The sequence below is a fragment of the Acinetobacter sp. YH12231 genome (assembly GCF_013417755.1).
Classification (GTDB): Bacteria; Pseudomonadota; Gammaproteobacteria; order Pseudomonadales; family Moraxellaceae; genus Acinetobacter; species Acinetobacter amyesii.
The window spans coordinates 123,420-150,258 of the sequence record NZ_VPDJ01000001.1; the positions used below are offsets into that span (position 1 = coordinate 123,420).

Consider the following 26,839-nt stretch of genomic DNA (forward strand, 5'->3'; position numbering starts at 1 on the left):
AAGGACGCTAGGCGTCCTTTTTTGCAGATATTAAAAATTAGAGCTTAAATTTAAGTGCTATTGGTCTTAAATACTTTCTTTATAGATACGATCTGCTTCTTCAAATTTTTCAGTGACTTCAGCAGATGGTGCTTTGCCCATTAAGCTTACAATGATGATTGCAAGTAGTGAGCAAATGAAGCCAGGAATAATTTCATAAACGCCTGTATCGCCCCAGAGGTTTTTCCATAGAATAACCATAACAGCACCAACCACCATACCTGCTAAAGCACCATTGAGTGTCATGCGTTTCCAGAACAATGACATGATAATCAGTGGGCCAAATGCAGCACCGAAGCCTGCCCATGCATATGCGACGAGACCAAGGACTTTAGAGTCAGGATTAGCCGCCATATAGATCGCTAGCAACGCAATCATTAACACCATGATACGGCCGACCCAAACCAATTCTTTTTGTGAAGCATTTTTACGTAAGAATGATTTATAAAAGTCTTCAGTTAAGGTACTTGAACAGACTAAAAGCTGACAGCTTAAGGTACTCATGATCGCAGCTAAAATCGCAGCCAATACGATACCTGCCACCCATGGGTTAAATAGAATTTTAGTCAATTCCATAAAGACCGTTTCAGGGTTTGCTGTAACGACACCTGCCAGTTCTGGATGCTGTTGGAAATAAGCAATACCGAAGAAGCCTGCTGCAACTGCGCCACCGAGGCAGAGCGTCATCCATGTCATACCAATACGGCGTGCATTGGGAATCGATTTAACAGAATCAGCTGCCATGAAGCGCACTAAGATATGCGGTTGACCAAAATAGCCTAAGCCCCATGCCAATAAAGACATGATTGCGACAAAACTTAAGTCAGCAAATACATCCATGGCTTGAGGGCGTGCCGCTTCTAGTGCCAGAGTGAACTGGCTTAAATCAGAGAATGACAACATGACCACGATAGGGGTAAGTAGCAAGGCAAAAATCATAAAGCCCGCTTGAATGGTATCGGTCCAACTGACAGCAAGGAAGCCACCAATAAACACATAGCTCACCGTTGCAATGGCACTGATCCAAAGCGCAGTGCTATACGACATACCAAACATACTTTCAAATAATCGAGCGCCTGCAACCATGCCTGAAGCACAGTAAATTGCGAAGAAAATCAAAATAATCACAGCAGACACGATACGTAAGATTTTCTTTTGATCGTTAAAACGATTTGAGAAATAGTCAGGTAGGGTCAGGGCATTATTTTGAACTTCGGTATGTACACGGAGACGACCTGCCACAAGTAACCAGTTGAGCCAAGCACCAATGATCAGACCAATTGCAATCCACATTTCAGATAAACCTGAAAGGTAAATCGCCCCCGGAAGACCCATGAGCAACCAACCACTCATATCCGATGCACCTGCAGAAAGGGCAGTGACAAAGCTCCCTAATCGGCGGCCACCTAAAATGTAGTCAGAAAAGTTACTGGTCGCACGGTATGCAAGTAAACCGATCACGACCATGGCGACAATATAAAAGAGAAAGGTAATTAGGGTGGGATTCAGGGAGCTCATACGGTATCCGCTTTGGCGTTGGACAATTGCGTTTAATTAGGGGACTCAATGGGATTTGCCTAAGCCAAGTAGGTGAAATCGAACGATAAGTCCTAAAACGTCAAAAAAATAACGTGAAATTTAAACATAAATTGACAAACTTTGCCTTCTTTTTTGTTTTGGGCATAAAAATGGGCCGTATATCACGACCCATTTTAATTAATGCGAAGATTTAGTTATTACGTCCCATCACACCACGAATCGTATTCAGTACATCCGCAGGTAAAACCACAGTTTTGGCATTATTAGATTTAGCCATATCTTGCATGGCTTTAACGTATTGTTCACCCAGTAAGTAAGCAACTGGAATTTCTTTATCGCCGACGGCTGAACTCACCATTTCAATTGCACGTTGAGAAGACTCTGCCAGTACAACTTGAGCTTCTGCATCACGACGAGAGGCTTCTAAACGACCATCTGCTTCCAAAATAGCCGCTTGTTTTTCACCGTCTGCCTTGGTCACTGTCGCACGACGTTGACGTTCAGCGGCCGCTTGCTCTTCCATCGCAGCTTGCATGGTATGAGAAGGTTTAATATCTTGAATTTCTACAGTTTTAAGCGTAATTCCCCAGTCAGAGATATCGTCAGAAATAGCAGCTTTAAGTTTAGCCTTAATATGATCACGCGATGAAAGTGCATCATCGAGGTCCATTTCACCGACAATTGAACGTAAAGAGGTTTGAACTAAGTTTTGAATCGCCCATGTGTAGTTTTAGAGATGGATCCGTAAATTTGAACAACTCCTATAAGTGATATTCTGCTCCTCAAATGATGTTATAAACATCAATATATGGAGTATTTTATGGCACGTAGACCAAGAAGAAATCATTCAAATGATTTTAAAGCTAAGGTAGCACTTGCTGCGATTAAAGCAGAAAAAACACTTGCTGAATTGAGTGCTGAGTTTGATGTTCATCAAAACCAAATTATTGACTGGAAAAATCAATTGATCTCAGCTTCCTCGCAAGCTTTCGATCAATCAAAAGCTCCAACAGAACCACCCATCGATCTAAAAAAACTACATGCAAAAATCGGTGAGCAGGCATTAGAAATTGATTTTTTAGAAGGTGTGTTGAAGAAACTGGGCCGCTTCAACCACAAAAGTTAATCGACGACTCACTTCAGATTTCAGTATCTAAGCAAGCTAAGCTGCTGAAAGTCTCCCGTGGTTGTTATTACTATCGCCCAAAACCTGTGAGTGCATCAGATCTGAAGCTGATGCGATGTATTGATGAATTACATATGCAATATCCTTTTGCAGGCAGTCGTATGATGCGTGATTTGTTGAATCGTCAAGGACATCATATAGGACGACGTCATACACGTACTTTAATGAAGAAAATGGGTATTCAGGCGTTATATTGCAAACCAAATTTAAGCCAGGCTAATCAAGCTCACCGTAAATATCCATATCTGCTCAAAGGGTTGGCTATTCAGCGCAGTAATCAAGTGTGGTCTACGGATATAACGTATATCCCTATGGCAAAAGGCTTTGTTTATTTATGTGCTGTGATTGATTGGCATAGCCGCAAGGTACTTGCGCATAGGGTATCGATTAGTATGGAGGTGGATTTTTGTATTTCGGCTTTAAATGAAGCGATTGAAAAATATGGTCGACCTGAAATATTTAATACAGACCAAGGCAGCCAGTTTACCAGTGATGCATTTATTGATGTATTGAAATCAAATGGCATTCAAATCAGTATGGATGGTAAAGGTCGATGGGTAGATAATGTGATGGTTGAACGATTATGGCGGAGCGTTAAATATGAAGAGGTGTATCTCAAAGCTTATAGCAGTGTCACAGATGCGAAAAAGCAATTAAGTGCATATTTTGAGTTTTATAATTTGAAACGACCTCATTCGAGTCTAGACAAAATGACACCAAATGAGTTTTACTATGATCAGCTACCCCAACAAAACAAGGTGGCTTAACTAGAGCGGAATATCACTTATAAATACGCTTTTAGTTGTTCAAACAAGTGGGACCACCTCTTTTTCAATACCATAAACTGCTTTTTCAGGTGTGGTTAAATTGATATAAGCCACAGCATTCATCAGCAGTACCGCGTTGTCACGTGTGATCACTTCCTGAGAGGGAATATCTAAGACGATATCTTTGGTTGTGACTTTATAAGCCACTTCATCGACATACGGAATCACAAAGTTCAGTCCCGGATTGAGCGTTGTATGGTATTTACCTAAACGCTGAACAATCCATTTATAACCTTGGGGAACAATACGGACACCTTTAAAAATGGTGACGGCTACAAAAACTAAGAGCGCTAAAAAAACAATAGAAACACCAGACATGTCATTTCTCACTTATTTATGGATTGTCAGTGGGGTGGTTGCTGCTGTGCAGTTGGACGACTAAATCATTGCCTAAAATATCAGTCACGCGAACACGGTCACCGACTTGAAGTGCATCTTGGGTACGGCAATGCCATTCGTCTGAACCTAAAACAGGCATCGGGAAGCGAACTTTAACGCTGCCATGATTTAGCTGGGTTTGAATCACCATACCCACTTGGCCAATCGTCGCTTCACGCGACAGACCTGCTTTGGTTTTATCAATGGATAAAGGCTTAATAAATTTGAACCACAAAAATGTGCAGAGCACGGCAAAAATAATCCAAACCACAATTTGGACATTAAAGTCCATGGATGGAAAGATCCAATATAAGATCCCAACCAAAATTGCGGAAACGCCAAACCATAGCGCAGCAAAAGACGGCAAAATTAGTTCAAAAAGCATCAAAGCGACGCCCAATACAAACCAGTGCCAAGGTTCTAAAATAAATTCCATACATCTACTCTTATATAAGGGTGAATTGATATAGATGAACCAGTATCTATATCAATGTAGCAGATGTATAACTCAATGAATATAAAAAAAATCGTTGAATTATATTTTCGCTTTTGGTGCTGGTTTAAAGGCCGCAGGGGACTGTTTAAAGTTATCGATCGCCTTAATAATGCTATTCACTTTGAGCTGTGCGGCTTTTTCACCTTCTAAAATCGTCGCATTGCTCGACTTTAAATCGAGTGTGCCAATATGTCCCACTTTAGGTTGAATCACGAAATTGGCATTTTTTAGTTCTTCATTAATACTTTGTTGTCCCATTATGTTAATGGTTTGATCGAGTAAACCAAACATGCTTACGGCTTTGCTACCGTCAGGACGCGCAGAAATATCAACCGCAATCACGATATCTGCACCCATATCACGTGCCGTTTTCACCGGAATCGGGCTGACTAAGCCACCATCGACATATTTCACCCCTGCAATGGTTGCAGGTACAAATACATTTGGAATGCTGCACGATGCACGTACCGCTTGGCCTGCATTACCACGGTTAAATTCAGTTTTGCTGCCATTATCTAAACGGGTGGCTACAGCAGCAAAGCGCTTTGGAAATTGTTCAATTGATTTATTGCCGACGTTTTTATTAACAAAGTCTTGCAGTTTTTGCCCTTGAATAATGCCTTGGCTATTTAAGGTTAAATCACGAATATCAGACTCTTTAAAGTTCAGGGCCAATTGCTGCATTTGATAAGGCGTTTTTCCACTAGCATACAAGCTGCCGACAAAACTACCCGCACTAGTCCCAGTCACAATTTTAGGTTTAATACCGTGCGATTCGAGCACTTTAAGCACACCAATATGTGCAAAACCTTTGGCACCGCCGCCACCGAGCGCAATCGCGATCACCGGTTCACGTGCTTTGGCTGGTGTAGGTGTCGTGGTCGCAGGCGTTTTGGTTGCAGAGTCACAGCCAGTGAGTGCCAATACAAAGAGGCTAGGAATCAGGTAATGCAAAAGTTTCATGGGTGAAATCTGATGTTTAAATATACAAAGTGCACATCACATCAAAAAAATAGCCATTTGACTAGGGCTTTTTCAAGTGCTTTTGTAACGGCAATGCCAACCATTCGGGATTTTTCGGGGAAAATTTGCCATCATAAATCTTCAAAATTTTTTTGAGATCAGTTTCAAAATCTCCACTGGGTTCAAAAACACCTAAGCAATGAATGGTTTTCTTTGCATAATCAAAGCTAAACATCACAATAGGTATCTGTGCTTCATAAGCAATATAGTAAAAGCCACTCCTGATTTTATCGGCTTTTTTTCGTGTTCCCTCTGGTGTCATTCCAATCCAAATTTGATCTGTCGCTTGGACAATCTCAGCAATTTCACGTGTCAGTCCATGTGGATTTTCACGCTGTACTGGGATCACGCCGACCCAATCCAAAAGTGGTTTTAAGGGAGTATCAAAAAGGGTGTTTTTACCAAAAATGGTTATTTTTATCCCGATTCCAAGCAAGGCGAGAAAACCATGCCATGCATCTATATTAGAAGTATGCGGAGAAATGATCGCCACAGCTTTGGCAAGGTTGGGAAATTCGCCGTCAAATTTCCAACCTTGTGCCAAAAAAAGTTTTTTAAAAATTGCGCGGCTCAGAGTGGAACCACGTGATGGAACTTGATCGGGCAAAACTGGAAATAATTGAGTCTTTTGATTCATTGCATATTCTTATATAGGTGAAATCCATTTTTGATGTGATGCACATTTAAAAGTATGGCATCAGCATTGACCTTATCTTAGGTCGATGATTTTTTTAGATCATTGGCAAAATAGCCGTATTTTGACTACTCTAAATGTAACTTCAGCGCATTCAACATTTAGGAACTTATGATCCAGCTTCGTCAGCTCTATCTTTTACTGTTTTCCTTATATTGGGCGCAAGGGTTACCTGTCGGTTTTATGACACATGCTTTACCGGTGATTTTAAGAGCGCAAGGTGTGTCTTTGGCGCATATTGGTGGCTTTGGATTACTCATGCTGCCATGGTCGATCAAAGTTTTTTGGGCACCGTGGATTGATCGACATGGTTCAAGGTCCAAAGGGCACTATCGGAGTTGGATTATTCCAATGCAGTTGTTGTCCGTGGTGGTCTTGGTCTTCCTATCATTTTTGCCGATCCAAAGCTTGAATGAACCGATGTATTTGCTGCTATTTTTTGTGGCTTTACTCAGTATGAATTTGGTTGGTGCGACTCAAGATGTCGCAACCGATGGCTTGGCCGTCAATATTTTAAAAACTGACCAACAGCACTGGGGCAATACCTTTCAGGTGATTGGTTCAAGACTCGGCTTTATCGTGGGCGGTGGTGCTGTACTTTGGGCCTTGGATTGGTTGGATTGGCAAGCCACCTTTCTGTTTTTAGCGGCATTGGTGTTCATGAATACGATTCCTATTTTTCTCTATCGAGAACCTTCAAAGCCACAGCTCAATATAAAATCCTCTCAAGAGCATGATAACAACCATAAACATACTTCAGGCTTGTTCTACGCTATTCGCCAATATTTGACTTATTTTACTCAAACTAAAACTCTCACACTGTGGCTGATGATTTTATTGAGTTTTAAGCTTGCAGATGGTCTAGCAGGACCCTTACTTAAGCCACTGATGGTCGATTTAGGATTGAGTTTTAGTCAAATTGGTCTGTATGTCACCATGCTAGGTGCAGTGGCTGCTTTAATTGGGGCAGGGCTTGCTGGTCTTAGCTTGAAGTATATTTCTCGGGCACAGGCCTTGGTTTTCTATTCAGTATTGAAAATATTCAGCTTATTAGCCTATGCATGGTTGGCTTTGCAGTTCGAGGCAAAACGGCCCGTCCATGAATGGCTGATCTATGGGATCAATGCTGCCGAAGACATGATTTCAGCCATGCTGCTTGTGATCATGCTGACTTTGGTGATGCAATATAGTCGTAAAGCATTTGCAGCAACGGACTTTACATTTCAGGTTGCCATTATGGCGACGGTGAGTGGGGGGCTGTATAGCATCAGTGGCATAGTGGCCGATCAGTTGGGTTATAGCACTTATTTATTTTGGATCACAGGTTTGGCTGCATTGAGCTTAGTCCCGATTCTATTTTGGGGGAAAGCATCAAAAAATGACCAAAATCACTTCTAAATCATGATTTTGGTTGTTTTTTATCAGCTAAAGCACTAAAAGAGCAATGCAAATATTATTTTAATAATTTTGTAATATGTTTCGCGTGTGTAATATCTGTTACAAAATAATTTAAGGAAAATTTTTGATGAAAACTAAGTTAGCAGCGGCAATCGCATTGAGCCTTTTGGCTGGGTCAACCTTTGCAGCACCAACCTTCTACGGTGAAATTGATGCGTCTGTTGATTATTTACCTGAAGATAATAAAACGGGTGTTTCAGACAAAGATGTCGTTGAAATCAGTTCAAACAGTTCTTTCTTGGGTTTAAAGGGCGATGAAAAACTGACTGACCGTTTAAGCGCAGTTTATGCAATTGAATGGGCATTTAACTCAGACGGCGAAGGCGATGACTGGTCTAAGCGTAACCGCTTCGTTGGTTTGAAAGATGCGAAACTTGGTACATTGAAAGTCGGTGCACACGATACACCATTAAAACAATTGTCTAGTCCGGTTGATACATTCAATAACTACGTGGGTAACCGTGCTGATGTTACAGGCATCATGACGGGTGAAAACCGTGTAGATAACGTTGTTGTCTATGAATCACCAGCATTTAAAATTGCTGAAGGTGCAATTAAAGTTAATGCATTGCTTGCAACAGGTGAATCTTCAGGAATCAAGAGCGACAAAGGTGTAGTAAAAACTGCAGGTCGTGGTCTTGGCGATGCTTGGTCGGCGTCTGTTGTCTATGACAGCCCCGTTGTTGTCGCAGGTTTAGCCTATGACAAAGCCATTCCATCGAACTTTGGTGGTGTAGGGATGCTAAATAGTGGTTCATATACCGTGAATGATAAAGTTGTTTCTAATTCTGAAATAACTGGAACTAAAGTATTTGCAGCAGCAAATACAATTCGTGCGATCGGTCGTGTAAATCTTGAGGGTGGTTTGGCGCTCAAAGCACTGTATCAAACATCAGAGGTTGAGGCTGCTAAAGGTAATGATGCTGCAGCAGAAAATATTGATGATGCTCAAGGTTGGTTAGTTGGTGCAGAATACAATCTACCATCTGCAAAAGCTTGGACAGTAAAAGCACAATATAGTCAAAATACCACGACCTATAAAGTGGGTGATGATTACGAAGCTCAGCAATTCATTGCAGGTGCAGATTATGCATTTAGCAAACAAGTGAAAGCTTATGGTTATGCAGGTTACTTGGCACTTGAACAAGGTCCAGATGAAAGCGAACAACCTGTATTGGGTACAGGCCTAGAATTTAAATTCTAAGACCTTGATTTAAGTTGTTCAAAAGGCGATGTTTTACATCGCCTTTTTTTATTTTTCTTGCATGGTTTTGATCAGTTTTAAGTGATTTTTAAGTTTGAATTTTTAGATTAGGGCATCAAAGATCAATAATTGATGCCAATATGCTTCAGGTCATAGCTAAAATACAGCAAAAAATTCCAAGACTTAGTTTAAGTCAATTTAACCTCGTGCTTGCCTTATGGCTTGGGGTGGTTTTGAACCTTACGTTTTATCAGCAAATCCAGCAGCTCACGCCTTATACGGGGCTGAAGGCCGGACTATTTTTAGCGGCAACCGTACTGGTGGTAGTGGCACTTTATAATGTGCTGATGCAACTCCTGCAATGGCGATGGAACTCAAAACTTTTGGCGAGTGTTTTGCTGATCATTGGTGGCTTGAGTGCTTATTTTGTCAATAGTTTAGGCGTGACCATTACATCTGACCAAGTGCAGAACATGATGCAAACAGATGTAAAGGAAGTGCAGGATTTAATCTCGCCACAATTTTTTATCTGGGTCTTTGGACTGGTTATTTTGCCAGTGCTATTGATCTGGCTTTTGCCACTGCATAAAGAAGCCCTAAGCACGGTGGTAACCAAAAAGGGTCTACATATAGTGCTGTCGCTCATCCTCATGGGTGCTTTGCTGTTTGTTTATTTTGTTGATTATGCAGCGATCTTTCGTGAGCATCGTGACTTAAAAGGCATGCTCTCACCACAAAACAGTATCGCTTCGACATTTTCCTATTATCACAAAAAAGCACCGAAACAGAATTTGCCATTGTTGATCTATGGTGAAGATGCACATATGGTTGAAAACGTAAGCGCCAAAAGCTTACCAAAATTGATGGTCTTAGTGGTTGGTGAAACTGCGCGCGCGGAAAGTTTTTCACTCAATGGCTATGCTAAAAATACCAATCCTGAACTCAGTCAGCAAAATATTATCAATTTTAGCCAAGTCAGTTCATGTGGCACCGCAACCGCTGTGTCTGTTCCTTGTATGTTCTCGGGCATGCCGAGAACCGAATATGACGAACAGCTTGCAAGTCATCGCGAAGGTTTACTCGATATTGCACAGCGTGCAGGCTATAAGGTGACGTGGCTAGATAATAATTCAGGCTGTAAGGGTACATGCACACGTGTTGAAAAATATGAATTTCCTGAAGCATTGAAGAAAAAGTGGTGTGATGCCGATGGCGAATGTCATGATGAAATCTTAGTGGATGGTTTGAAGGCATATTTGGCTTCGATTCCCAAAGCAGATCAGACACCTCGTTTAATTGTATTACACCAAATGGGCAGTCATGGCCCTGCTTATTTCAAACGAAGTACCGCAGCGTTTCAAAAATTTAAGCCAACCTGTAATAGCAATGCCATACAGGGATGTAGCTCGACAGAATTAATAAATAGTTATGACAACAGTATTGTCTATACCGACCATGTACTGAGTAAATTGATTAACACTTTAAAAGTGGCTGACAACTATCAAACAGGACTGTGGTATTTGTCCGATCATGGCGAGTCGACAGGTGAGCATGGTTTGTATTTACACGGTTCTCCATATGCAATTGCACCGTCACAGCAAACGCATGTGCCGATGTTGATGTGGTTTTCACCGGCTTGGCAAAAAAATAATTCAGCGCAATATACTTGTTTAATGGCCCAAAAAAGCCAAAAATTAAGTCAGGATAATCTATTTCCATCGCTATTGAGTTTGCTCGATGTGCAGACTCAAGTGATTGATGAAAAAAACAATATGTTGCAACAATGTACTTCAGTACAGCGCAGGACTTAAGCCATGCACAAAATACTTATTATTGAAGATGATTTCATGATTGCCGAATCGACTAAAACCTTGTTGAATTATCAACAGTTTGAAGTCGAGTGGGTGAATAATGGCATCGATGGCTTAAAGCTCATAATGCAAGGGGGGATTGATATCGTCTTGCTAGATCTAGGTTTGCCGATGATGGATGGTATGCAAGTCCTGAAACAAATTCGTCAAATACAGCCCAAATTGCCGGTATTAATCATCTCGGCACGTGATCAATTACAAAATCGTGTAGATGGATTAAACCATGGGGCAGACGACTATCTGATTAAGCCTTATGAGTTTGATGAATTACTTGCACGGATTCATGCGCTCCTTCGACGCACAGGACTGAGTTCAGTCGAAGCACCACAGAAAATTTTAAAACATGGTGAATTGATTTTAGATATTGAGCAGCATCTTGCACGCTATAAGGGGCAATATGTTGATTTATCTAACCGTGAATGGGCCATATTGATTCCACTAGTGACACATCCGAATAAGATTTTTTCGAAAGCCAATTTAGAAGATCAGCTTTATGATTTTGATAGTGATATCAGCAGTAATACTATTGAAGTGTATGTGCATCATCTCAGAACAAAATTAGACAAAGATTTTATTCGCACCATTCGTGGTTTAGGTTATCGACTCGGTTAAGGCAAAGGAATTATCGACCATGCAGCAGCCTTATTCTCTGAAAAAGAGACTAATTATTTATGTGTCTGTTTTCAGTATGCTTTTGGGCTGTCTTTTGGTGTTTTCAGCTTATCGAATTGCACTTGAAGAAATTAATGAAATTTTAGATGCGCAAATGCAAAATTTGGCGGAACGTGTTGCAGAGCATGATCCGCAGCCCATTCGCAGTGAATTTGATCAACATAAGCGTTATCACGAAGAAGATTTATTTGTTGATGTGTGGACTTATCAGTCCAATGCACATCAAACTCATCAATTAAAATTATTGGTCGCGCCTCAGCCCAAAGCCGGTTTTTATACACACAGTACCCAACAGGATGAGTGGCATACCTATATTTTGCCACTCGCAGATCGGCAAATTCAGGTCAGTCAGCAAGAGTCGGTTCGGCAGCATCTTGCAGCAGAATTGGCTAGTAGCATGTTTATTCCCTATTTGGTTTTTATACCTTTTGCATTAATCGCTTTGGGATGGTTGATTCAACGCAGTTTAAACCCACTGGAAAAATTTAAAAAAGAACTGGCAAAACGGGATGCCTTTGAACTTTCTCCAATCTCTCAAATGCCGTATCCAGAGGAAATTGCACCGACTATCATTGAAATGAACCAGTTGTTTGAACGAATTTCATTGTCACAGCAGGAACAACGCCAGTTTATTGCCGACGCAGCGCATGAGTTACGGACCCCAATTACCGCACTGAATTTGCAAATGCAGATTTTGCTACAAAAATTTCCACAAGATGACGCTCTACAAAATTTGAGTAAAGGTTTAATTCGTATTCAGCATTTGGTCAGTCAATTATTGAGTTTGGCAAAACAAGATGCCTCGGTCTTTGAACTTGAGCGCAAACAACATTTTGATCTTAAGCAAGTCGCAACCAATTGCGTGGAGCAACTGGTGCATTTGGCCATGCAAAAAGATATTGACCTTGGCATGGAGCAACAACAAAGCATTGCCTTATATAGTCTTGAGCCAACGGTACATTCAATCATTTTTAATTTGATTGATAATGCCATTAAATATACCCCTGCACAGGGCATGATTAATGTCTCCGTCTTTGAACATGCGGGGCAGGCGGTTGTAAAGGTTGAAGATAGTGGGCCTGGCATCGACCCAGCTTTATATGAGCAAATTCGAAAACGCTTTTATCGAATTTATAATCATGAAGAAATTGGAAGTGGTTTAGGGCTAGCGATCGTGGATAAAGCCGCAAAACATATCGGTGCGGAATTGGAGTTTTCTCAAAGTGAAACACTAGGTGGTCTGAAAGTGAGTTTACAGATCCCATTCAGTGAATCATGAGTGACTCAATCATTTTCGGATCAAGCTCAATTTAGATACTTAAAGATTAGATCCATGTAAATGCTTTGCTGTTTTGCTGCGTAGTTGATGTAGTGAGATGGCGAGAAAACAACACATACATGACACAATTAAATGCCCAAATGATCCATGCTGTCCAAAGGTTATGACTCAGAAAATGCGCACCCCGCATCATTTGCGCCCAGCCAAAAGCAAATCCTAAAATCAGCCCAGCAGATAAAAAGAAGTAAGCACGGGCAGGTCGATGTATTCGATAAACAAAATATCCCGTAATTAGGGCAAAACCAGTCGCAGCATGGCCACCGGGGAAGCAGTGTCCTTGGCGTGCTGAAAAATCCCAAGAAAAGCCTTGGGCTGTGGCGACGGTCATATTCCAAGGGCAGGCATGCGCAGATTGTGATTTGAGCAAACCAATAATTGCCGTGCTGAGTAGAGCCACTACGATAAAATAACCGAATTCAAACTTGCGTGCTTTCAGATGAGGATATTTAAAACTGCATATCCATGCTGCGATATAGAGAACATAAACGCCTATGACGATATTCTTGATATAGCGATGGTTCAGCACAGCAAGTGCCCAATCATTACGATGAGGAAAACTACCATGTAGGTCGACCCAAGGCTGAATAAAAGCTTGGTCGAGCGAACCACCGACGGGGAAAACATAAAGGAGGCCAACCAAACTGAGTGTGAGCAGCAGCGCTTGTCGTAATAAAAAGGAACGGTTCGAGAGCATAAGTTGTGTGATGTGCTGAAATTATTTTGTTTGAATGCTGCTATTTGAAACCACAAAACTTAAATCAGACTTAATCGGCTATTTGAACTGTATTGATATCGATAGTGAAGAAGGTGCATAAAGCAAAACGGGCATTGTGTTAAAGTTTTTGAAAACTCAGTAATAAAGATTTATGAGCATACGTGCAGTCCTTTTTGATTTAGATAATACTTTGACTCATCGAGATCACAGCGTTCAGGCGTATACGCAGTATTTAGCCGAGTCTTATCAGTCGACGCTGGTGGAGGTAGACCTTGTACAGATTAAACGTATTATTAATCGTATAGATAATGGGGGATATCCGAAAAAAGAATTCCTTACTCATCCGAGTATTGGGGCATCTGTCGCTTATGGTCTACAAACGGAGCTGGATTGGATACATCAACCCGATTTTGATGAGCTCACACAATTTTGGTTTCAGCACTTTGGTCAGTTTGCCGTGGCGATGCCTGGGGCTTTGACCTTGCTGCAGCAACTAAAACAACAGCAGTATAAATTGGCTGTGGTGTCAAATGGAGGACATGCCACACGCCTGAACATATTAAATGGACTGGGATTTGCATCGTATTTTGATCAGATCATTAGCTCGGAAAGTGCAGGGATCAGTAAGCCCAAAGTTGAAATATTTCAGCATAGTTGTCGTGAGTTGGGCGTGACGGAAACCGAGTGTTTATTTATTGGTGATCATCCTGTCAATGATATTTATGGTGCGAGCCAAGCAGGGATGTCTGCTGTATTGCTTGAAGGCTTTCATGCTTTAAGTGCAGAACAACAGCACAGCATTCCGAATAAAATTCAGCATTTGGATCAGGTCTTAGATTTTCTAAAATAAGGTGATTTAAACTCAAGCTTTAAGCGAAGTTCAGGGTAAAAAAAGCGGCATAAATGCCGCTTTAGATTGTGCTGTTTAGAACATGTTTTCTTCAGAGTTTGCCGAAATACGGTGAATACTTAAGTCTGCACCACGGAATTCTTCTTCTTGATCTAAGCGAATGCCCATTGTGACTTTGAGTAGACCATAAACGATGAAACCACCTGCCAATGCAATCACGATCGCCAGCAGCGTACCGATACATTGGGAGATCATTGAAATATCGCCTAAACCGCCCAACCATTTTTGTCCAAATACACCCACTGCAATGCCACCGAAAGCACCACAGACACCATGTAGTGGCCAAACGCCGAGTACATCATCAACTTTGAGTTTGTTTTGAGTGTATGTAAATAGTTTGACAAAGATCAGACCTGCGATAGCCCCAATAATCAACGCACCAACAGGATGAACCACATCTGAGCCTGCGCAGATTGCAACCAAACCTGCTAAGGGACCATTATGTAAGAAACCGGGGTCATTTTTACCCATAAAGTTTGCTGCAAGCGTACCGCCTACCATTGCCATGAGAGAGTTAATCGCAACCAGTCCTGAAATGGCATCCAAACGTTGCGCACTCATCACATTAAAGCCAAACCAACCAACGATTAAAATCCAAGAACCTAAGGCAAGGAATGGAATACTTGAAGGCGGGTGAGCGCTGATACGACCGTCTTTTTTATAGCGTCCATGACGTGCGCCAAGTAAAAGCACCGCAGCCAAAGCGATCCAACCACCCATCGCATGTACCACGACCGAACCTGCAAAGTCATGAAAGGCTGCGCCAAATGTACGTTCTAACCAAGCTTGTAATCCAAAATTACCATTCCATGCCATGCCTTCAAAAAATGGATAGACCAAAGCGACCAATAATAATGTGGCAATCGCTTGAGTCCGCATTTTTGCACGTTCAGCAATACCACCAGAAATAATCGCTGGAATGGCTGCGGCAAAAGTCAGCAGGAAGAAACAACGCATTAAGTTGTAGCCATGATCGGCTGCTAAAGTGTCCCCAATATGGAAAAAATGCTGACCATAAGAGATGTAATAACCCACAAAAAAGTATGCAATTGCGGAAATAGAAAAGTCAGTCAAAATTTTACTCAGCGCATTGACCTGATTTTTATGTCGTACTGTACCTAATTCTAAAAATGCAAAGCCAGCATGCATGGCAAGAACCAAGACTGCACCAAGAAGGAGAAAGAGGAGATCTATATTTTGCATAAGGTGTTCCAGTTTAGTGCGCTAGTTCACGAAAAGAAGTTCAGTATATCGAGCGGAATAATTTCGAAAAGAGGAGTGAGAGAGGGAAATTTTGATTAAAAAAACTAAAAAATGTAGAAGACTCGATATAAAGCAAAGACTTGCATGAGTATGACAACAATGCACTAAAATAGTGCAATGGTGATTTGCAATGACAAAATTAAATGAATGATTATTAAGTGAAAAACTATGTTTTTTGAATCTGTTTAAAAAATGAAAAACAAATAGCGCCATTTCTGAGTTAATTCAGGGCAATTCATTATTTTGTATTTTTATCTGATTGATAGATGTTAGCGCGAGAATGAAACTGAAAATTGACGAATGATACATTTTTGGGAGTCTGTCTGAGCATCTTGGGGTCTTTAAAAGATGAAAGCTTGATGTCTTGCCTGAATTGAAATGATGCACAGATATTAACCCATGAAATCTCTGCTGCTGCACTTTTAGATGGCGAATAAAACATTGAAGGGTGGGTTTGAGGTGATGGTCGTTGGGTCTGACTGTATTTGATGACGTGTTTAATTGAAGAGGCACAGAATTTTAAGTTTAAGCCTTGAATGCTTAAGCTAAACGCTGTGTATTAATCGCTTCAGCCCAGCCACAACATCCGCAGCGCGGGCAGGTATCCTGAGCACCGTGAATGTACATGGTTTTGCCACAGTGCGTACAGGCATACAGCTGATGCATTTTGATATCTCGAACCGCTTTATAGGGTTTCGGAAATAGTGGCAGTCCATAACGCACTTGTTCAGGTGGGTAAAACAGAATACTAAACTTGCCATCACTTTCTAATAAACCAACTCGAACTTGTCCTAGATGCTCAACATTTTGCTGACGCATTTCAGAGAAGAATTCATCATGTGACATTTTACCTTGTTTAATCTTTTCTAAAACCAATTCACCATCTTCCACAATGTAGAGGGCTTTGCCTTCAATTAAATCTTCAAAGGGTTGGTATTTCATCATTAGCCAAGTGATTACGCGGTATAAACCAATCACCACCGTCATCACGATGAGAGCTTGTAAGATGGGGAGTTCCTCATCAAACATCGGATCGCCAGCAATTGAGCCTAAAGCGAGTAAGATCGCGACCTCAAAAATAGACAACTGACGAACGCCACGTTTCCCTGTAAGGCGTAAAAAAACGATAATTAAAACGAACATAATGATGCTGCGTAAGATAACTTCAGCAGCAAAGCTCCATGTCGTGTCATGGATGAAAATTTGAGTGATATCCATGTCTCATCCTTTTTAATCGTTATGTGTTTTAACTTAGCAAAGCGCTGGGCGATAAAGCAGCTCAATTGTGTTAATTTTTAAGCATTATTTGAAAATGGATTTCATGCTAAGGGTATTGTATGCATGAGATATTTGATAAAAAAAGTGCTTTAAAATAGTCATAAAAAAGCACCGACGAATCGATGCTTTTGATGTGGTCTGGCAATTTTTAAAGATGCTCAGTTATTTAATATGTTCTGCAATATCCGTAAAGATTACACCTAAACCATGTGCGCCAGCATCTGGATAGCCAAGACTACGGTCGCCTACAGTTCCCGCACGTCCCATACGCGCTACGATTTCTTTGGTCTTTTCAGCGCCTTGAACCGCCGCTTTTGCACCAAGTACAAAGTTTTCTTTAAAGGATTTATCGGTATGGGCAGACCAAGAATCTGCGCATGGTACAAGTGCATCAATCAGGGTTTTATCACCCACCACTGCGCCGCGTCCAAATGAACGCTCACCTGTAGTTTGAATGCCTTTGACCGCTGCTTGCAGCATCTCGGCAAAATCAGCGACAGTTAAAACTGATTTGCCTTGAATTGATTTCGCTGCCGCACGGAATGCTGAACCCCAGATTGGGCCAGACGCGCCACCACAATGTTCCATAATGATCATTGAGCAGTTCAGCATGAATTCATCCATCTGCTGCGCTTGAATCAGACTTTGCCATTCACGTTTTAATTGCTTAAAGCCTTTCGCCACGCTCATACCGAAGTCGCCGTCACCAGCATGCGCGTCCAGCTCACAGAATGGCACTTCATTTCTAATGATACAGGCAGACATCACATCCACCACATAGCGCATGTTTTCGATGGTGAATTGCTCATTGCTAATCACCGCATGTTCAGGCTGTGTTTCAACTTGGGTGTTTACTACAGCTTCGGCTGAAGAATCTTTGGACACAAAAGTTAAAGGCTGTGCTGCTGAACCATCCATTTTAAATGCAGGGGTATTGGCTGCTGCATCGAGGTAGGTTTTCAATTCATCATCGACAGCAAGCAAGGACACAGATGCACCATTCATGTCGATACTGGTCATGTAGTTGCCGACAAATGTGCGGTAAATTTTGATGCCTTTACGTGCAAGGTGTTCGCATACATCATGGTTAAAGACATACAACTCTTGCAGCGGTGTGCTACCAAAGCCATTGACCAAGACTGCAACTTCTTTCATGTCTGGACGGTCGAGGAATAAATCATCCACGATGCGCTGTGCCATTTTTTTAGAAGGCAATATTTTTTCACGACGGATGCCGGGTTCACCGTGAATGCCGACGCCATATTCCATTTCGTCATCAGTCAAAGTAAACGTTGGCGTGCCTTTGGCTGGAACAGTACATGAGCTATAAGCAAAACCAAGGCTAATGACGTTGTCTGCAGCTTTTTGAGCAATCGCTTTTACGTCTGCAAGTTCTAAGCCTTTTGATGCTGCTGCGCCTGCAATCTTATGTACAAATACTGTGCCTGCAACACCACGACGACCGACTGTATATAGGCTGTCTTTAACCGCAATGTCATCTGCCACTTTTACATAGTCAACTTTAATGCCGTCTTCAGTCGCAAGGGCTGCGCCATTCTGGAAATTCATCATATCGCCAGAATAGTTTTTGATGATCATCAGCACGCCTTTGTCAGTTGCGACTTGCTGTAAGGCTTTATAAACCTGAATTTGCGACGGAGATGCAAATACGTCTCCGCACACAGCAGCGTCTAACATGCCTGTGCCGACAAAGCCTGCATGGGCAGGTTCATGACCGCTACCACCACCACTGATCAATGCCACGTTGTTGTGCTTTTCTTTGCGTGAAATGATTTTGTGTGACTCGTTAAATGCGAGTTCAGGATGCGCAAGAACAAAGCCTTTGCACATTTCAATTACGATGTTTTCTGCACCGTTCATGAGTTTTTTCATTAATGCACCAATGGGTTATGAATTTGGGGAGATCTAAAGTGATTATTATAAGGAAATTGGCGTGGTGTCTGACATAAAAGTGTAAAAAAGGGCAGTTGATCGATGAGTGTGGTGGAAAATTGACGTCTCAGTTGTATATATTCTTCGATAGAATCCCTCTCTTGCGAAGCTACGCTTCTCACCTTTTACAAAGGGGGACTTTTTCATGTGATTAAATGAATTACGTGATAGTCCCTCCCTTTTTTAAAGGGAGGTTAGGAGGGATTAAAAATATTAAAATAGAAGAATAAAATGAAACCCTACAATAAAAATTTAAAACAAGCCTCGCGTGATTTACGCAATAACATGACTGATTTACCTCTCCCTAACCCTCTCCTGAGAGGAGAGGGAACTTTCACTATTGAATTAACCTGATTATTAAATTAGATGGTGCTCCCTCTCCCTTTGGGAGAGGGCTGGGGTGAGGGCTTGAATGTAGGCTTTAGTGCGATGGTAGTCAGCACTTTTCGCCTGAAGAATTAGAGGCAGATCGAATTCGAGATGAAGCTTTGGCTCAGCTTGGGCTAAAAGTGCCGAGGTTTGATAATGGGCAGGTAATGGCGCAGATTGATGATGTGGTGGAAGTGATTTATCGGTATTGTCTGAAAGAATCTCCCTAAATCCCTCTTTAAGAAAGAGGGACTTCACACGAATTTGATTGCCATTGTGGATTCGCGTAGTTCCTCCCTTTTTCAAAGGGAGATTAGGAGGGATTATAAGAAAAAATAGAAATATAAAGGTAATTAATCTCATGGTTTTCTAGATAAGTTGATTGTTTTTTATAGAGTTTTTCCTTTAAAAGACTTTATGTTTTATATAAAATGAATCAATTTCTTTATAAAAATCTTAAAAATGAGTGAAATTGAACTTTTGGATGTATTAATTAAGGATTTTGCATGTGGGGATGTATTAGAAGCAGTTTTTGCAGCAATCATTATTGCTGGTCTTTTCTTCTGGGTTAGAGAACGGGTTTTAGGAATACCAGACTTTTCAGGAAAATGGTATTTGAGATCTAAAACTGAGAAAACAGCATATAGACCCTATGAAAATATGGAATTACAACATAATTTATTTTTGAGATTAGAGGGGAATAATATTCGAGGAGCCTCTGAAAAAATTTATGAAGATTCTACTTATGGAAAACGTTTTACGCATAGCCGACATGTCCTTAAATATACTGGTAAACATCGTGCTAGAGCACAAATAGAAGGGTCAATTCAAAAAAATATTTTTGGTCCAGATATATTAACTTTACATGCAACTGAATATGGAGAGCGGAGACAATCAACAATTTATTGCAGATTTGAATTAAGGAAAAATTTCATCTTTTTTAGTGATCGTAAAGCAACTAAGTTTGAAGGTGATTTTTATTCAATGGTTGCTGATCAAAAAGGAAAAGTTTGGTTATCTAAAGAACCATTTCCCCAATCTATTGCTGAAATCAAAGGTAAAGTATGAGGGCACTTTATTTCTTAGCAACCATTCCATTTTATTTTGTAGCTAAGTTATTTCAAATTCTAAACTTTGATGAAATAAATTCTGATTTCAAGAAATGTGAAGTTCATTTAGATAGTATTTATCAGTTCGTAGATGATGAAACACTCAATATTTTATTCCTTGCTGAAGACCATAGATTTTCAATGCATTTTGGAATAGATCATTATGCAATGCTTCGTGCTATTTACTGCACAAAGTTTAAAAATGAATTTCAAGGAGCAAGTACAGTGGCTCAACAATATGTCAGAGTAATTACTGAAAGGTATGAGCGAACATGGATTAGAAAATTTCGTGAACAATTATTGTCTATTTTAATTTGTAGAAAATATAGTCATAAACACATAGCAACTGCCTATCTTAAAATTGCATTTTTGGGTTCAGGATTGAATGGAATAGATAAATATTTAAGAAGAGAACATAAAAAATATTCACAGTTGAGCACTATCGAAAAGATAGAAATAGTTGCTAGACTAAAATATCCCGAACCATTAAAACATAAAGGTTTATGGTTATTTAAAATGAAAATAAGAGTTACTAATATTTCTTGTAAATTGGCTAAAAAATCCCTCCCAGCCTCCCTTTAAAAAGGGAGGAGCTGTCACGTAATTAAATTGATACGCGAAAGTCCCCCTTTGAAAAAGGGGGATTTAGGGGGATTAAAAAATAAAAGCCCTCACTGTGAGAGCTTTTATTAATGCAAATTATTGAACCGAATCATCCAAATTCGGTGCTAACCAACGCTTCGCTTCATCCAAAGTCCAGCCTTTACGCTTTGCATAATCCTCAAGCTGATCGCCTGCGATTTTACCCACGTTAAAGTATTGGCTTTCAGGGTTTGCATAGTAAAAACCGCTGACAGATGAAGGCGGCCACATTGCAAAGCTAGAAGTCAATTGCGTACCAATTTTATCGGTAGAACCTAACCAATCAAACAATGGCGCTTTTTCAGAATGCTCAGGGCAAGCAGGGTAGCCCGGCGCAGGACGGATGCCTATATACTTCTCTTTAATCAATTCTTCATTGCTTAAGGTTTCAGAAGCTTGGTTGCCCCAGAACTCTTTACGAATGCGCTCATGCAAATGCTCCGCAAACGCTTCCGCAAAACGGTCACCTAAAGATTGCGCAAGAATTGCAGAGTAGTCATCGCCTTTAGCTTTGTACTCATTGGCCATTTCTTCTGCACCAAAGATCGATACAGTGAAACCGCCCAAGTAGTCTTCTGCGACACCTTTAGGCGCAATAAAGTCCGCTAATGACAAGTTTGGTTTACCTGTCACTTTATCAGACTGTTGACGAATGTGATGGAAGGTATGCGTAACCGATTGACCATCTTCGCTATACACTTCAACCGAATCCGCTGCTGAACGGTTTGCAGGGTAAATACCAAACACAGCACGAGCATCAAAACGTTTGTTGTCGATGATGTCTTTTAGCATGGTCTGTGCTTGTTCATACAAGTCAGTTGCTGCTTCACCTACAACTTCATCAGTTAAGATAGCAGGGAATTTACCTGCCAAACTCCAAGAAATGAAGAACGGTGTCCAGTCAAAGTATTCAACTAATGTTTCCAATGGATAATTGGTCAGCGTTTGCGTACCAATAAAGTTTGGCTTCACAGGTGCATTGGCTGCAAAGTCAATTTTTAAGCCATTTTCAACCGATTCAGCATACGTCAGTTTCGCTGCTTTCGGCTGTTTATTGGCAATACGCTCACGGACTTTTTCATATTCAGCACGTGTGTCTTCAACAAATTTAGGCTTCATTTCTTTAGAAAGTAAAGTTGTTGCTACACCCACAGCTCGTGAAGCATCGGCAACATAAATGACTGCATCATTTGAATATTGCGGATCAATTTTCACTGCCGTATGTGCTTTAGAAGTGGTTGCACCGCCAATCATCAATGGAACATTAAAGCCTTTGCGCTGCATTTCTTTCGCAACAAAAACCATTTCATCCAGTGACGGCGTAATCAGGCCAGATAGACCAATAATGTCGACTTTCTCATCAATCGCAGTTTGTAAAATCTTCTCGCAAGGCACCATCACGCCAAGGTCGATGATGTCATAGCCGTTACAGCCTAACACCACACCTACGATATTTTTACCGATGTCATGCACATCGCCCTTAACAGTCGCCATCAGGACTTTACCCTTAGATTGGCCAGCTGTTTTTTCCGCTTCAATGAACGGATTCAGCCAAGCTACAGCCTGTTTCATGACACGTGCAGATTTCACCACTTGCGGCAGGAACATTTTGCCTGAACCGAACAAATCACCTACCACATTCATGCCGTCCATCAGCGGACCTTCAATCACATCGAGTGGACGTTTAGCTTTCAGACGTGCTTCTTCAGTATCTTCATCAATAAAGGTGGTGATACCTTTCACTAAAGCATGCTCAAGGCGCTTTTCTACGGGAAGCTCACGCCATTCCAAGTTTTCCACTTGTTTTTGCGCAGCACCTTGACCACGGTATTTTTCAGCAACTTCAAGCAGCTTTTCTGTAGCTTCTTGATGGCTTTCACCTTGGTTTTGGTTCAAGATCACATCTTCAACCGCAGCTTTCAGTTCAGCATCAATATCATCATAAATCGCCATTTGACCAGCGTTGACAATACCCATGGTCATGCCTTGCTTGATGGCATGGTACAAGAACACAGAGTGAATCGCTTCACGTACAGGTTCATTACCACGGAAGGAGAACGATACGTTAGACACACCGCCTGAAATCATCGCATGTGGTAAGTTTTGCTTGATCCAGCCTGTTGCTTCAATAAAGTCCACAGCATAGTTGTTGTGTTCTTCGATACCTGTTGCCACTGCAAACACGTTCGGGTCAAAAATGATGTCTTCAGCAGGGAAGCCCACTTCATTCACCAATACATCATAAGAGCGTTTACAGATTTCTTTTTTACGTGCAGCAGTATCTGCCTGACCTTGTTCATCAAAGGCCATCACAATCACGGCAGCGCCATACTGACGGCACAAACGCGCTTTATGCACAAACTCGTCATAGCCTTCTTTGAGGGAGATCGAGTTTACAACCGCTTTACCTTGTACACATTTTAAGCCTGCCTCAATGATTTCCCATTTTGATGAGTCAATCATGATAGGCACACGTGAAATTTCAGGCTCAGAGGCTACAAGATTCAGGAAGTGCACCATTGCGCCTTCTGAATCCAGCATGCCTTCATCCATGTTGATGTCGATAATCTGAGCACCGGCTTCAACTTGCTGCTGTGCAACTTCTAAAGCTTCGGCAAAGTTTTCTTCACGGATTAAACGTAGGAATTTTTTAGAACCTGTCACGTTGGTACGTTCACCGACGTTTACAAACAGCGAATCTTCTGTAATGTTGAACGGCTCTAAACCGCTGAGACGGCAAGCGGGTTTGGTTTCTGGCACTTGGCGCGGCGCAATGTCTTTTACGGCATTGGCAATAGCACGGATGTGATCCGGCGTTGTACCGCAGCAACCGCCCGTGATGTTAATCAGGCCACTTTCTGCAAATTCTTTAATAAAGGCAGCGGTTTGTTCAGGGGTTTCATCATAACCGCCGAAGGCATTTGGTAAGCCAGCGTTCGGATGCGCCGAAACAAAAGTATCGGCAACGTCAGCAATGGTTTTTACATGCGGACGCATGGCATCTGCACCTAGGGCACAGTTAAAGCCAATCGACAATAAATCACCATGACGCACAGAGTTCCAGAACGCTTCAGCAGTTTGGCCAGTTAAAGTTCGGCCAGAGGCATCGGTAATCGTGCCTGAAATCATCAATGGCAATTCGTAGCCAATTTGGTTGAAGACTTCTTTCACTGCAAAAATGGCAGCTTTACAGTTTAAGGTATCGAATACAGTTTCAATGAGTAGAATATCCGCACCGCCTTCAATCAGGGCATGCGCAGCTTCAATATAGTTTTCTTTTAACTCATCAAAAGTAATATTACGAAATGCTGGGTCATTTACATTTGGCGAGATCGAGCAAGTACGTGAAGTCGGGCCAAGCACACCTGCAACAAAACGCGGTTTTTCAGGCGTTGAGTATTTTTCACAAGCTGCTTTGGCAATACGCGCTGCTTCACGGTTGATCTCTGATACCAAATCTTCCATATGGTAGTCAGACATTGAAACTTTTGTGCCGTTAAAGCTGTTGGTTTCAATGATGTCTGCGCCGGCATCGAGGTAGGCTTCATGAATGCCTTGAATAATTTGAGGCTGTGTCAACACCAATAGGTCATTATTGCCTTTGAGGTCAGATGCCCAATCTGCAAAACGCTCACCACGGTAGTCAGCTTCTTCGAGTTTATGACGCTGAATCATGGTGCCCATTGCACCGTCGATAATCAGAATCCGTTGAGCGAGCAGCTCTTTTAGGGTGGCAAGCGTGGACATAAATAACCCCAATCCGATGGAATATAAAATCGGCAAATATATTAACAGAATTCATTGCAGTTTTATTGATATTCAATCATCTTCACAGCGCGCAATTATTAGCTTGTTGAATTAATGAGCAATATTGCAACTTGATAATTTCATATTCCAATTTCATATAAATGTATGGAAAGCTTCATGAATTTGTCATATTGCTCAGGCAAGATTAAAAAACATCCAGCAGGGCTATGCAATATGACAAAAAAACATGACAGATGAAATAAAAGCTGAAACATTGGGTTTCAAAGAAAATAAAGTTTAAATACGTAGATTAAATAACTGATTTACTTTATGAAAGTAGAGTGTAGGAGTCGGTTTTAAACACCTAAAAAAAACAAATAAAGCATGAAAAATTGCTTTATATGACACCGCTTTGTCATATAATTGTCATAATTAAATTGAACAATATGGGGATTTTAAAATCCTCTATTCCTGCCTGCATGAATTCTAAACAAACTCCCGTAGATTCAGCGCACACGTCGACTCCTCAAAAGTCCACGAATGTTCATGTGCCTACACCGAAATTCTTTATGCCGGTATTTTTAACGGTGATTATTTCAACGTTGATTTATATTGGTTTTCAGGTGACTGCCGATTTAGCGCATGTTCCGCCTTTAAGTCTTTATTCAATGATTTTATTGGGCACAGCCTTATTCATCGCACTTGGCTTTGAATTTGTAAATGGTTTCCATGACACTGCAAATGCAGTAGCAACAGTGATTTATACCAACGCCTTGTCAGCACCGGTTGCGGTAATGTGGGCGGGTTTCTGTAACTTCCTAGGCGTAATGGTTGCCAGTGGTGCAGTCGCTTACGGCATTATTGCCTTGTTACCTGTTGAATTGATTATGAATGTCGGTTCAGGTGCTGGCTTTGCCATGGTTTTCGCTATGTTGATCGCAGCGATTTTGTGGAATTTAGGGACTTGGTTCTTGGGCATCCCAGCGTCTAGTTCGCATACTTTGATTGGTTCTATTCTTGGCGTTGGCATCATGAATTACCTGTTAAATGCAGGTGGTGGTGCGAGCGGTGTAGATATGGAGCAGGTGCTTAAAGTGGGTAAGGCGTTATTGTTCTCTCCACTGATTGGTTTTGCATTTGCGGCTCTCGTTTTCTTGTTGGTGAAGCGTATTTTCCGCAAACAGCTAGAATTGTTTCAGCCACCAGAAGGCAACAAGCCGCCACCACCACTAATTCGTGCAATTTTGATCTTTACCTGTACAGGTGTAAGTTTTGCGCACGGTTCAAATGATGGTCAAAAAGGTATGGGTCTGATCATGCTGATTTTGATCGGATGTGTGCCATTGGCTTATTCATTGAATAAGAACTTAGATAATCAACATATTCAATCTTTCCATCAGTTATCTGCTCAAACTGCGACTGCGATCTACGCAGAGCATAAGGATATTCCTGATGCACAAGCACGTGATGTACTCACCAAATACATTCAAACCAAAGAAGTCAGCCCAGAAGTTGTGCCAGCTTTGGCAAGTTTGACCGATCATTTAGGTGAGCGTGTTGCACAGTATGGCGACTTAAAAGATATTCCTGAACAAGAAGTATCTTCGATTCGTAATGACATGTACTTAAGTACTACTGCTTTTAAACGTCTAGATAAAGCTGACCAACTACCAGCAATGGCAGAAGCTGAACAAAAGACTGTGAAAGAATATCGTAGTCACCTAGACTCGTTCTTACAGTACATTCCAACATGGGTGAAAGTCGCTGTTGCATTGGCACTGGGTCTTGGAACCATGGTGGGTTGGAAACGTATTGTCGTGACTGTAGGTGAGCGTATTGGTAAAAACCACATGACCTATGGTCAGGGTATGTCTGCCGAGCTTGTTGCTATGTCAACGATTGCTGCTGCGGATGGTTTTGGTATGCCAGTATCGACTACACACGTACTTAACTCTGCGGTTGCAGGTACCATGGTCGCGAATAAATCGGGTCTGAACTTTGCAACAGTGAAAACCATTCTATCGGCTTGGGTCTTTACTTTACCTGCAACGATCTGTCTATCAGGCTGCTTGTACTGGTTATTCTTGAAAGTGTTCTAAGCAACTCAAATTTTAGGTATAAAAAAAA

General features: G+C 41.3%; 19 protein-coding genes and 3 pseudogenes. 11 read left to right on the forward strand and 11 right to left on the reverse strand.

Going from position 1 to position 26,839, the window contains the following annotated elements; genetic code table 11:
* Window positions 1–66 precede the first annotated feature (66 nt).
* Entirely contained in the window at window positions 67–1,557 is a 1,491-nt protein-coding gene (putP, locus tag FTV11_RS00585; RefSeq protein WP_180026493.1) for a sodium/proline symporter PutP, read from the reverse strand.
* A gap of 211 nt (window positions 1,558–1,768) precedes the next feature.
* Window positions 1,769–2,308: pseudogene (locus FTV11_RS00590) on the reverse strand (SPFH domain-containing protein); the annotation flags it as partial.
* A gap of 90 nt (window positions 2,309–2,398) precedes the next feature.
* Between FTV11_RS00590 and FTV11_RS00595 the strand changes: the two are divergent.
* A protein-coding gene (locus FTV11_RS00595; RefSeq protein WP_223155595.1) for an IS3-like element ISAba14 family transposase occupies window positions 2,399–3,531 on the forward strand; the annotation gives its coding sequence in 2 pieces (ribosomal slippage) (window positions 2,399–2,651 and window positions 2,651–3,531; 1,134 coding nt in all).
* A 63-nt stretch (window positions 3,532–3,594) separates the two neighbouring features.
* On the opposite strand, the pseudogene FTV11_RS00600 reads toward FTV11_RS00595, so the two are convergent.
* The 4 genes and pseudogenes from FTV11_RS00600 to FTV11_RS00615 form a co-directional block, all read right to left on the reverse strand.
* A pseudogene (locus tag FTV11_RS00600) lies at window positions 3,595–3,909 on the reverse strand (SPFH domain-containing protein); the annotation flags it as partial.
* 16 nt (window positions 3,910–3,925) lie between these two features.
* Window positions 3,926–4,405: an NfeD family protein gene (locus FTV11_RS00605; RefSeq protein WP_078189968.1), complete on the reverse strand. Its 480-nt coding sequence runs from the start codon at window positions 4,403–4,405 to the stop codon at window positions 3,926–3,928.
* A 99-nt stretch (window positions 4,406–4,504) separates the two neighbouring features.
* Window positions 4,505–5,428 carry a patatin-like phospholipase family protein gene (locus FTV11_RS00610; protein WP_078189967.1) on the reverse strand — a complete coding sequence of 308 codons (924 nt, stop codon included), beginning with the start codon at window positions 5,426–5,428 and terminating at the stop codon, window positions 4,505–4,507.
* A 61-nt stretch (window positions 5,429–5,489) separates the two neighbouring features.
* Window positions 5,490–6,125: a 1-acyl-sn-glycerol-3-phosphate acyltransferase gene (locus tag FTV11_RS00615; RefSeq protein WP_180026492.1), complete on the reverse strand. Its 636-nt coding sequence runs from the start codon at window positions 6,123–6,125 to the stop codon at window positions 5,490–5,492.
* Between the two features lie 168 nt (window positions 6,126–6,293).
* Here FTV11_RS00615 and FTV11_RS00620 point away from each other — a divergent pair, with 168 nt between their 5' ends.
* The 5 genes from FTV11_RS00620 to FTV11_RS00640 all read left to right on the forward strand — a co-directional run bounded on the left by FTV11_RS00620 (window position 6,294) and on the right by FTV11_RS00640 (window position 12,666).
* The gene (locus tag FTV11_RS00620) at window positions 6,294–7,580 is read left to right on the forward strand and encodes an MFS transporter (protein ID WP_180026491.1); all 1,287 of its coding nucleotides are present in this window, start codon (window positions 6,294–6,296) and stop codon (window positions 7,578–7,580) included.
* A 127-nt stretch (window positions 7,581–7,707) separates the two neighbouring features.
* Window positions 7,708–8,844, forward strand: a complete 1,137-nt coding sequence (locus tag FTV11_RS00625) for a porin (protein WP_180073213.1) — start codon at window positions 7,708–7,710, stop codon at window positions 8,842–8,844.
* 140 nt (window positions 8,845–8,984) lie between these two features.
* Window positions 8,985–10,655: a phosphoethanolamine transferase gene (locus FTV11_RS00630; RefSeq protein ID WP_180073214.1), complete on the forward strand. Its 1,671-nt coding sequence runs from the start codon at window positions 8,985–8,987 to the stop codon at window positions 10,653–10,655.
* 3 nt (window positions 10,656–10,658) lie between these two features.
* Window positions 10,659–11,327: a response regulator transcription factor gene (locus tag FTV11_RS00635; protein ID WP_180073215.1), complete on the forward strand. Its 669-nt coding sequence runs from the start codon at window positions 10,659–10,661 to the stop codon at window positions 11,325–11,327.
* A 19-nt stretch (window positions 11,328–11,346) separates the two neighbouring features.
* Window positions 11,347–12,666 carry an ATP-binding protein gene (locus FTV11_RS00640; protein ID WP_180055359.1) on the forward strand — a complete coding sequence of 440 codons (1,320 nt, stop codon included), beginning with the start codon at window positions 11,347–11,349 and terminating at the stop codon, window positions 12,664–12,666.
* Between the two features lie 46 nt (window positions 12,667–12,712).
* On the opposite strand, the gene FTV11_RS00645 is transcribed toward FTV11_RS00640, so the two are convergent.
* Window positions 12,713–13,420, reverse strand: a complete 708-nt coding sequence (locus tag FTV11_RS00645) for a phosphatase PAP2 family protein (RefSeq protein ID WP_180055360.1) — start codon at window positions 13,418–13,420, stop codon at window positions 12,713–12,715.
* A gap of 172 nt (window positions 13,421–13,592) precedes the next feature.
* Here FTV11_RS00645 and FTV11_RS00650 point away from each other — a divergent pair, with 172 nt between their 5' ends.
* A complete protein-coding gene (locus tag FTV11_RS00650; RefSeq protein ID WP_180073216.1) occupies window positions 13,593–14,291 on the forward strand; it encodes an HAD family hydrolase in 699 nt (232 codons plus the stop codon).
* 75 nt (window positions 14,292–14,366) lie between these two features.
* Here FTV11_RS00650 and FTV11_RS00655 read toward each other — a convergent pair whose 3' ends face one another.
* The 3 genes from FTV11_RS00655 to dhaK form a co-directional block, all read right to left on the reverse strand.
* Window positions 14,367–15,554, reverse strand: a complete 1,188-nt coding sequence (locus tag FTV11_RS00655; protein WP_180073217.1) for an ammonium transporter — start codon at window positions 15,552–15,554, stop codon at window positions 14,367–14,369.
* A gap of 600 nt (window positions 15,555–16,154) precedes the next feature.
* Window positions 16,155–16,832 carry a DUF421 domain-containing protein gene (locus FTV11_RS00660; protein WP_180026487.1) on the reverse strand — a complete coding sequence of 226 codons (678 nt, stop codon included), beginning with the start codon at window positions 16,830–16,832 and terminating at the stop codon, window positions 16,155–16,157.
* A gap of 222 nt (window positions 16,833–17,054) precedes the next feature.
* Window positions 17,055–18,785 (reverse strand): dihydroxyacetone kinase subunit DhaK, encoded by a 1,731-nt coding sequence (dhaK, locus tag FTV11_RS00665; RefSeq protein WP_180026486.1) that lies wholly within the window; start codon window positions 18,783–18,785, stop codon window positions 17,055–17,057.
* A gap of 291 nt (window positions 18,786–19,076) precedes the next feature.
* Between dhaK and FTV11_RS17285 the strand changes: the two are divergent.
* The 3 genes and pseudogenes from FTV11_RS17285 to FTV11_RS00680 all read left to right on the forward strand — a co-directional run bounded on the left by FTV11_RS17285 (window position 19,077) and on the right by FTV11_RS00680 (window position 20,905).
* A pseudogene (locus FTV11_RS17285) lies at window positions 19,077–19,444 on the forward strand (endonuclease domain-containing protein).
* Between the two features lie 232 nt (window positions 19,445–19,676).
* Window positions 19,677–20,282, forward strand: a complete 606-nt coding sequence (locus FTV11_RS00675; RefSeq protein ID WP_180026485.1) for a hypothetical protein — start codon at window positions 19,677–19,679, stop codon at window positions 20,280–20,282.
* On the forward strand, window positions 20,279–20,905 hold the full coding sequence (locus FTV11_RS00680; RefSeq protein ID WP_180026484.1) for a transglycosylase domain-containing protein: 627 nt from the start codon (window positions 20,279–20,281) through the stop codon (window positions 20,903–20,905). The genes FTV11_RS00675 and FTV11_RS00680 overlap by 4 nt, the downstream gene beginning before the upstream one ends.
* 117 nt (window positions 20,906–21,022) lie before the next feature.
* On the opposite strand, the gene metH is transcribed toward FTV11_RS00680, so the two are convergent.
* Complete coding sequence (gene metH / locus FTV11_RS00685; protein ID WP_180073218.1) at window positions 21,023–24,712, reverse strand: methionine synthase; 3,690 nt, start codon at window positions 24,710–24,712, stop codon at window positions 21,023–21,025.
* 479 nt (window positions 24,713–25,191) lie between these two features.
* On the opposite strand from metH, the gene FTV11_RS00690 reads away from it, so the two are divergent.
* Window positions 25,192–26,811 (forward strand): inorganic phosphate transporter, encoded by a 1,620-nt coding sequence (locus tag FTV11_RS00690; RefSeq protein ID WP_180024086.1) that lies wholly within the window; start codon window positions 25,192–25,194, stop codon window positions 26,809–26,811.
* The last annotated feature ends 28 nt before the right edge of the window (window positions 26,812–26,839 follow it).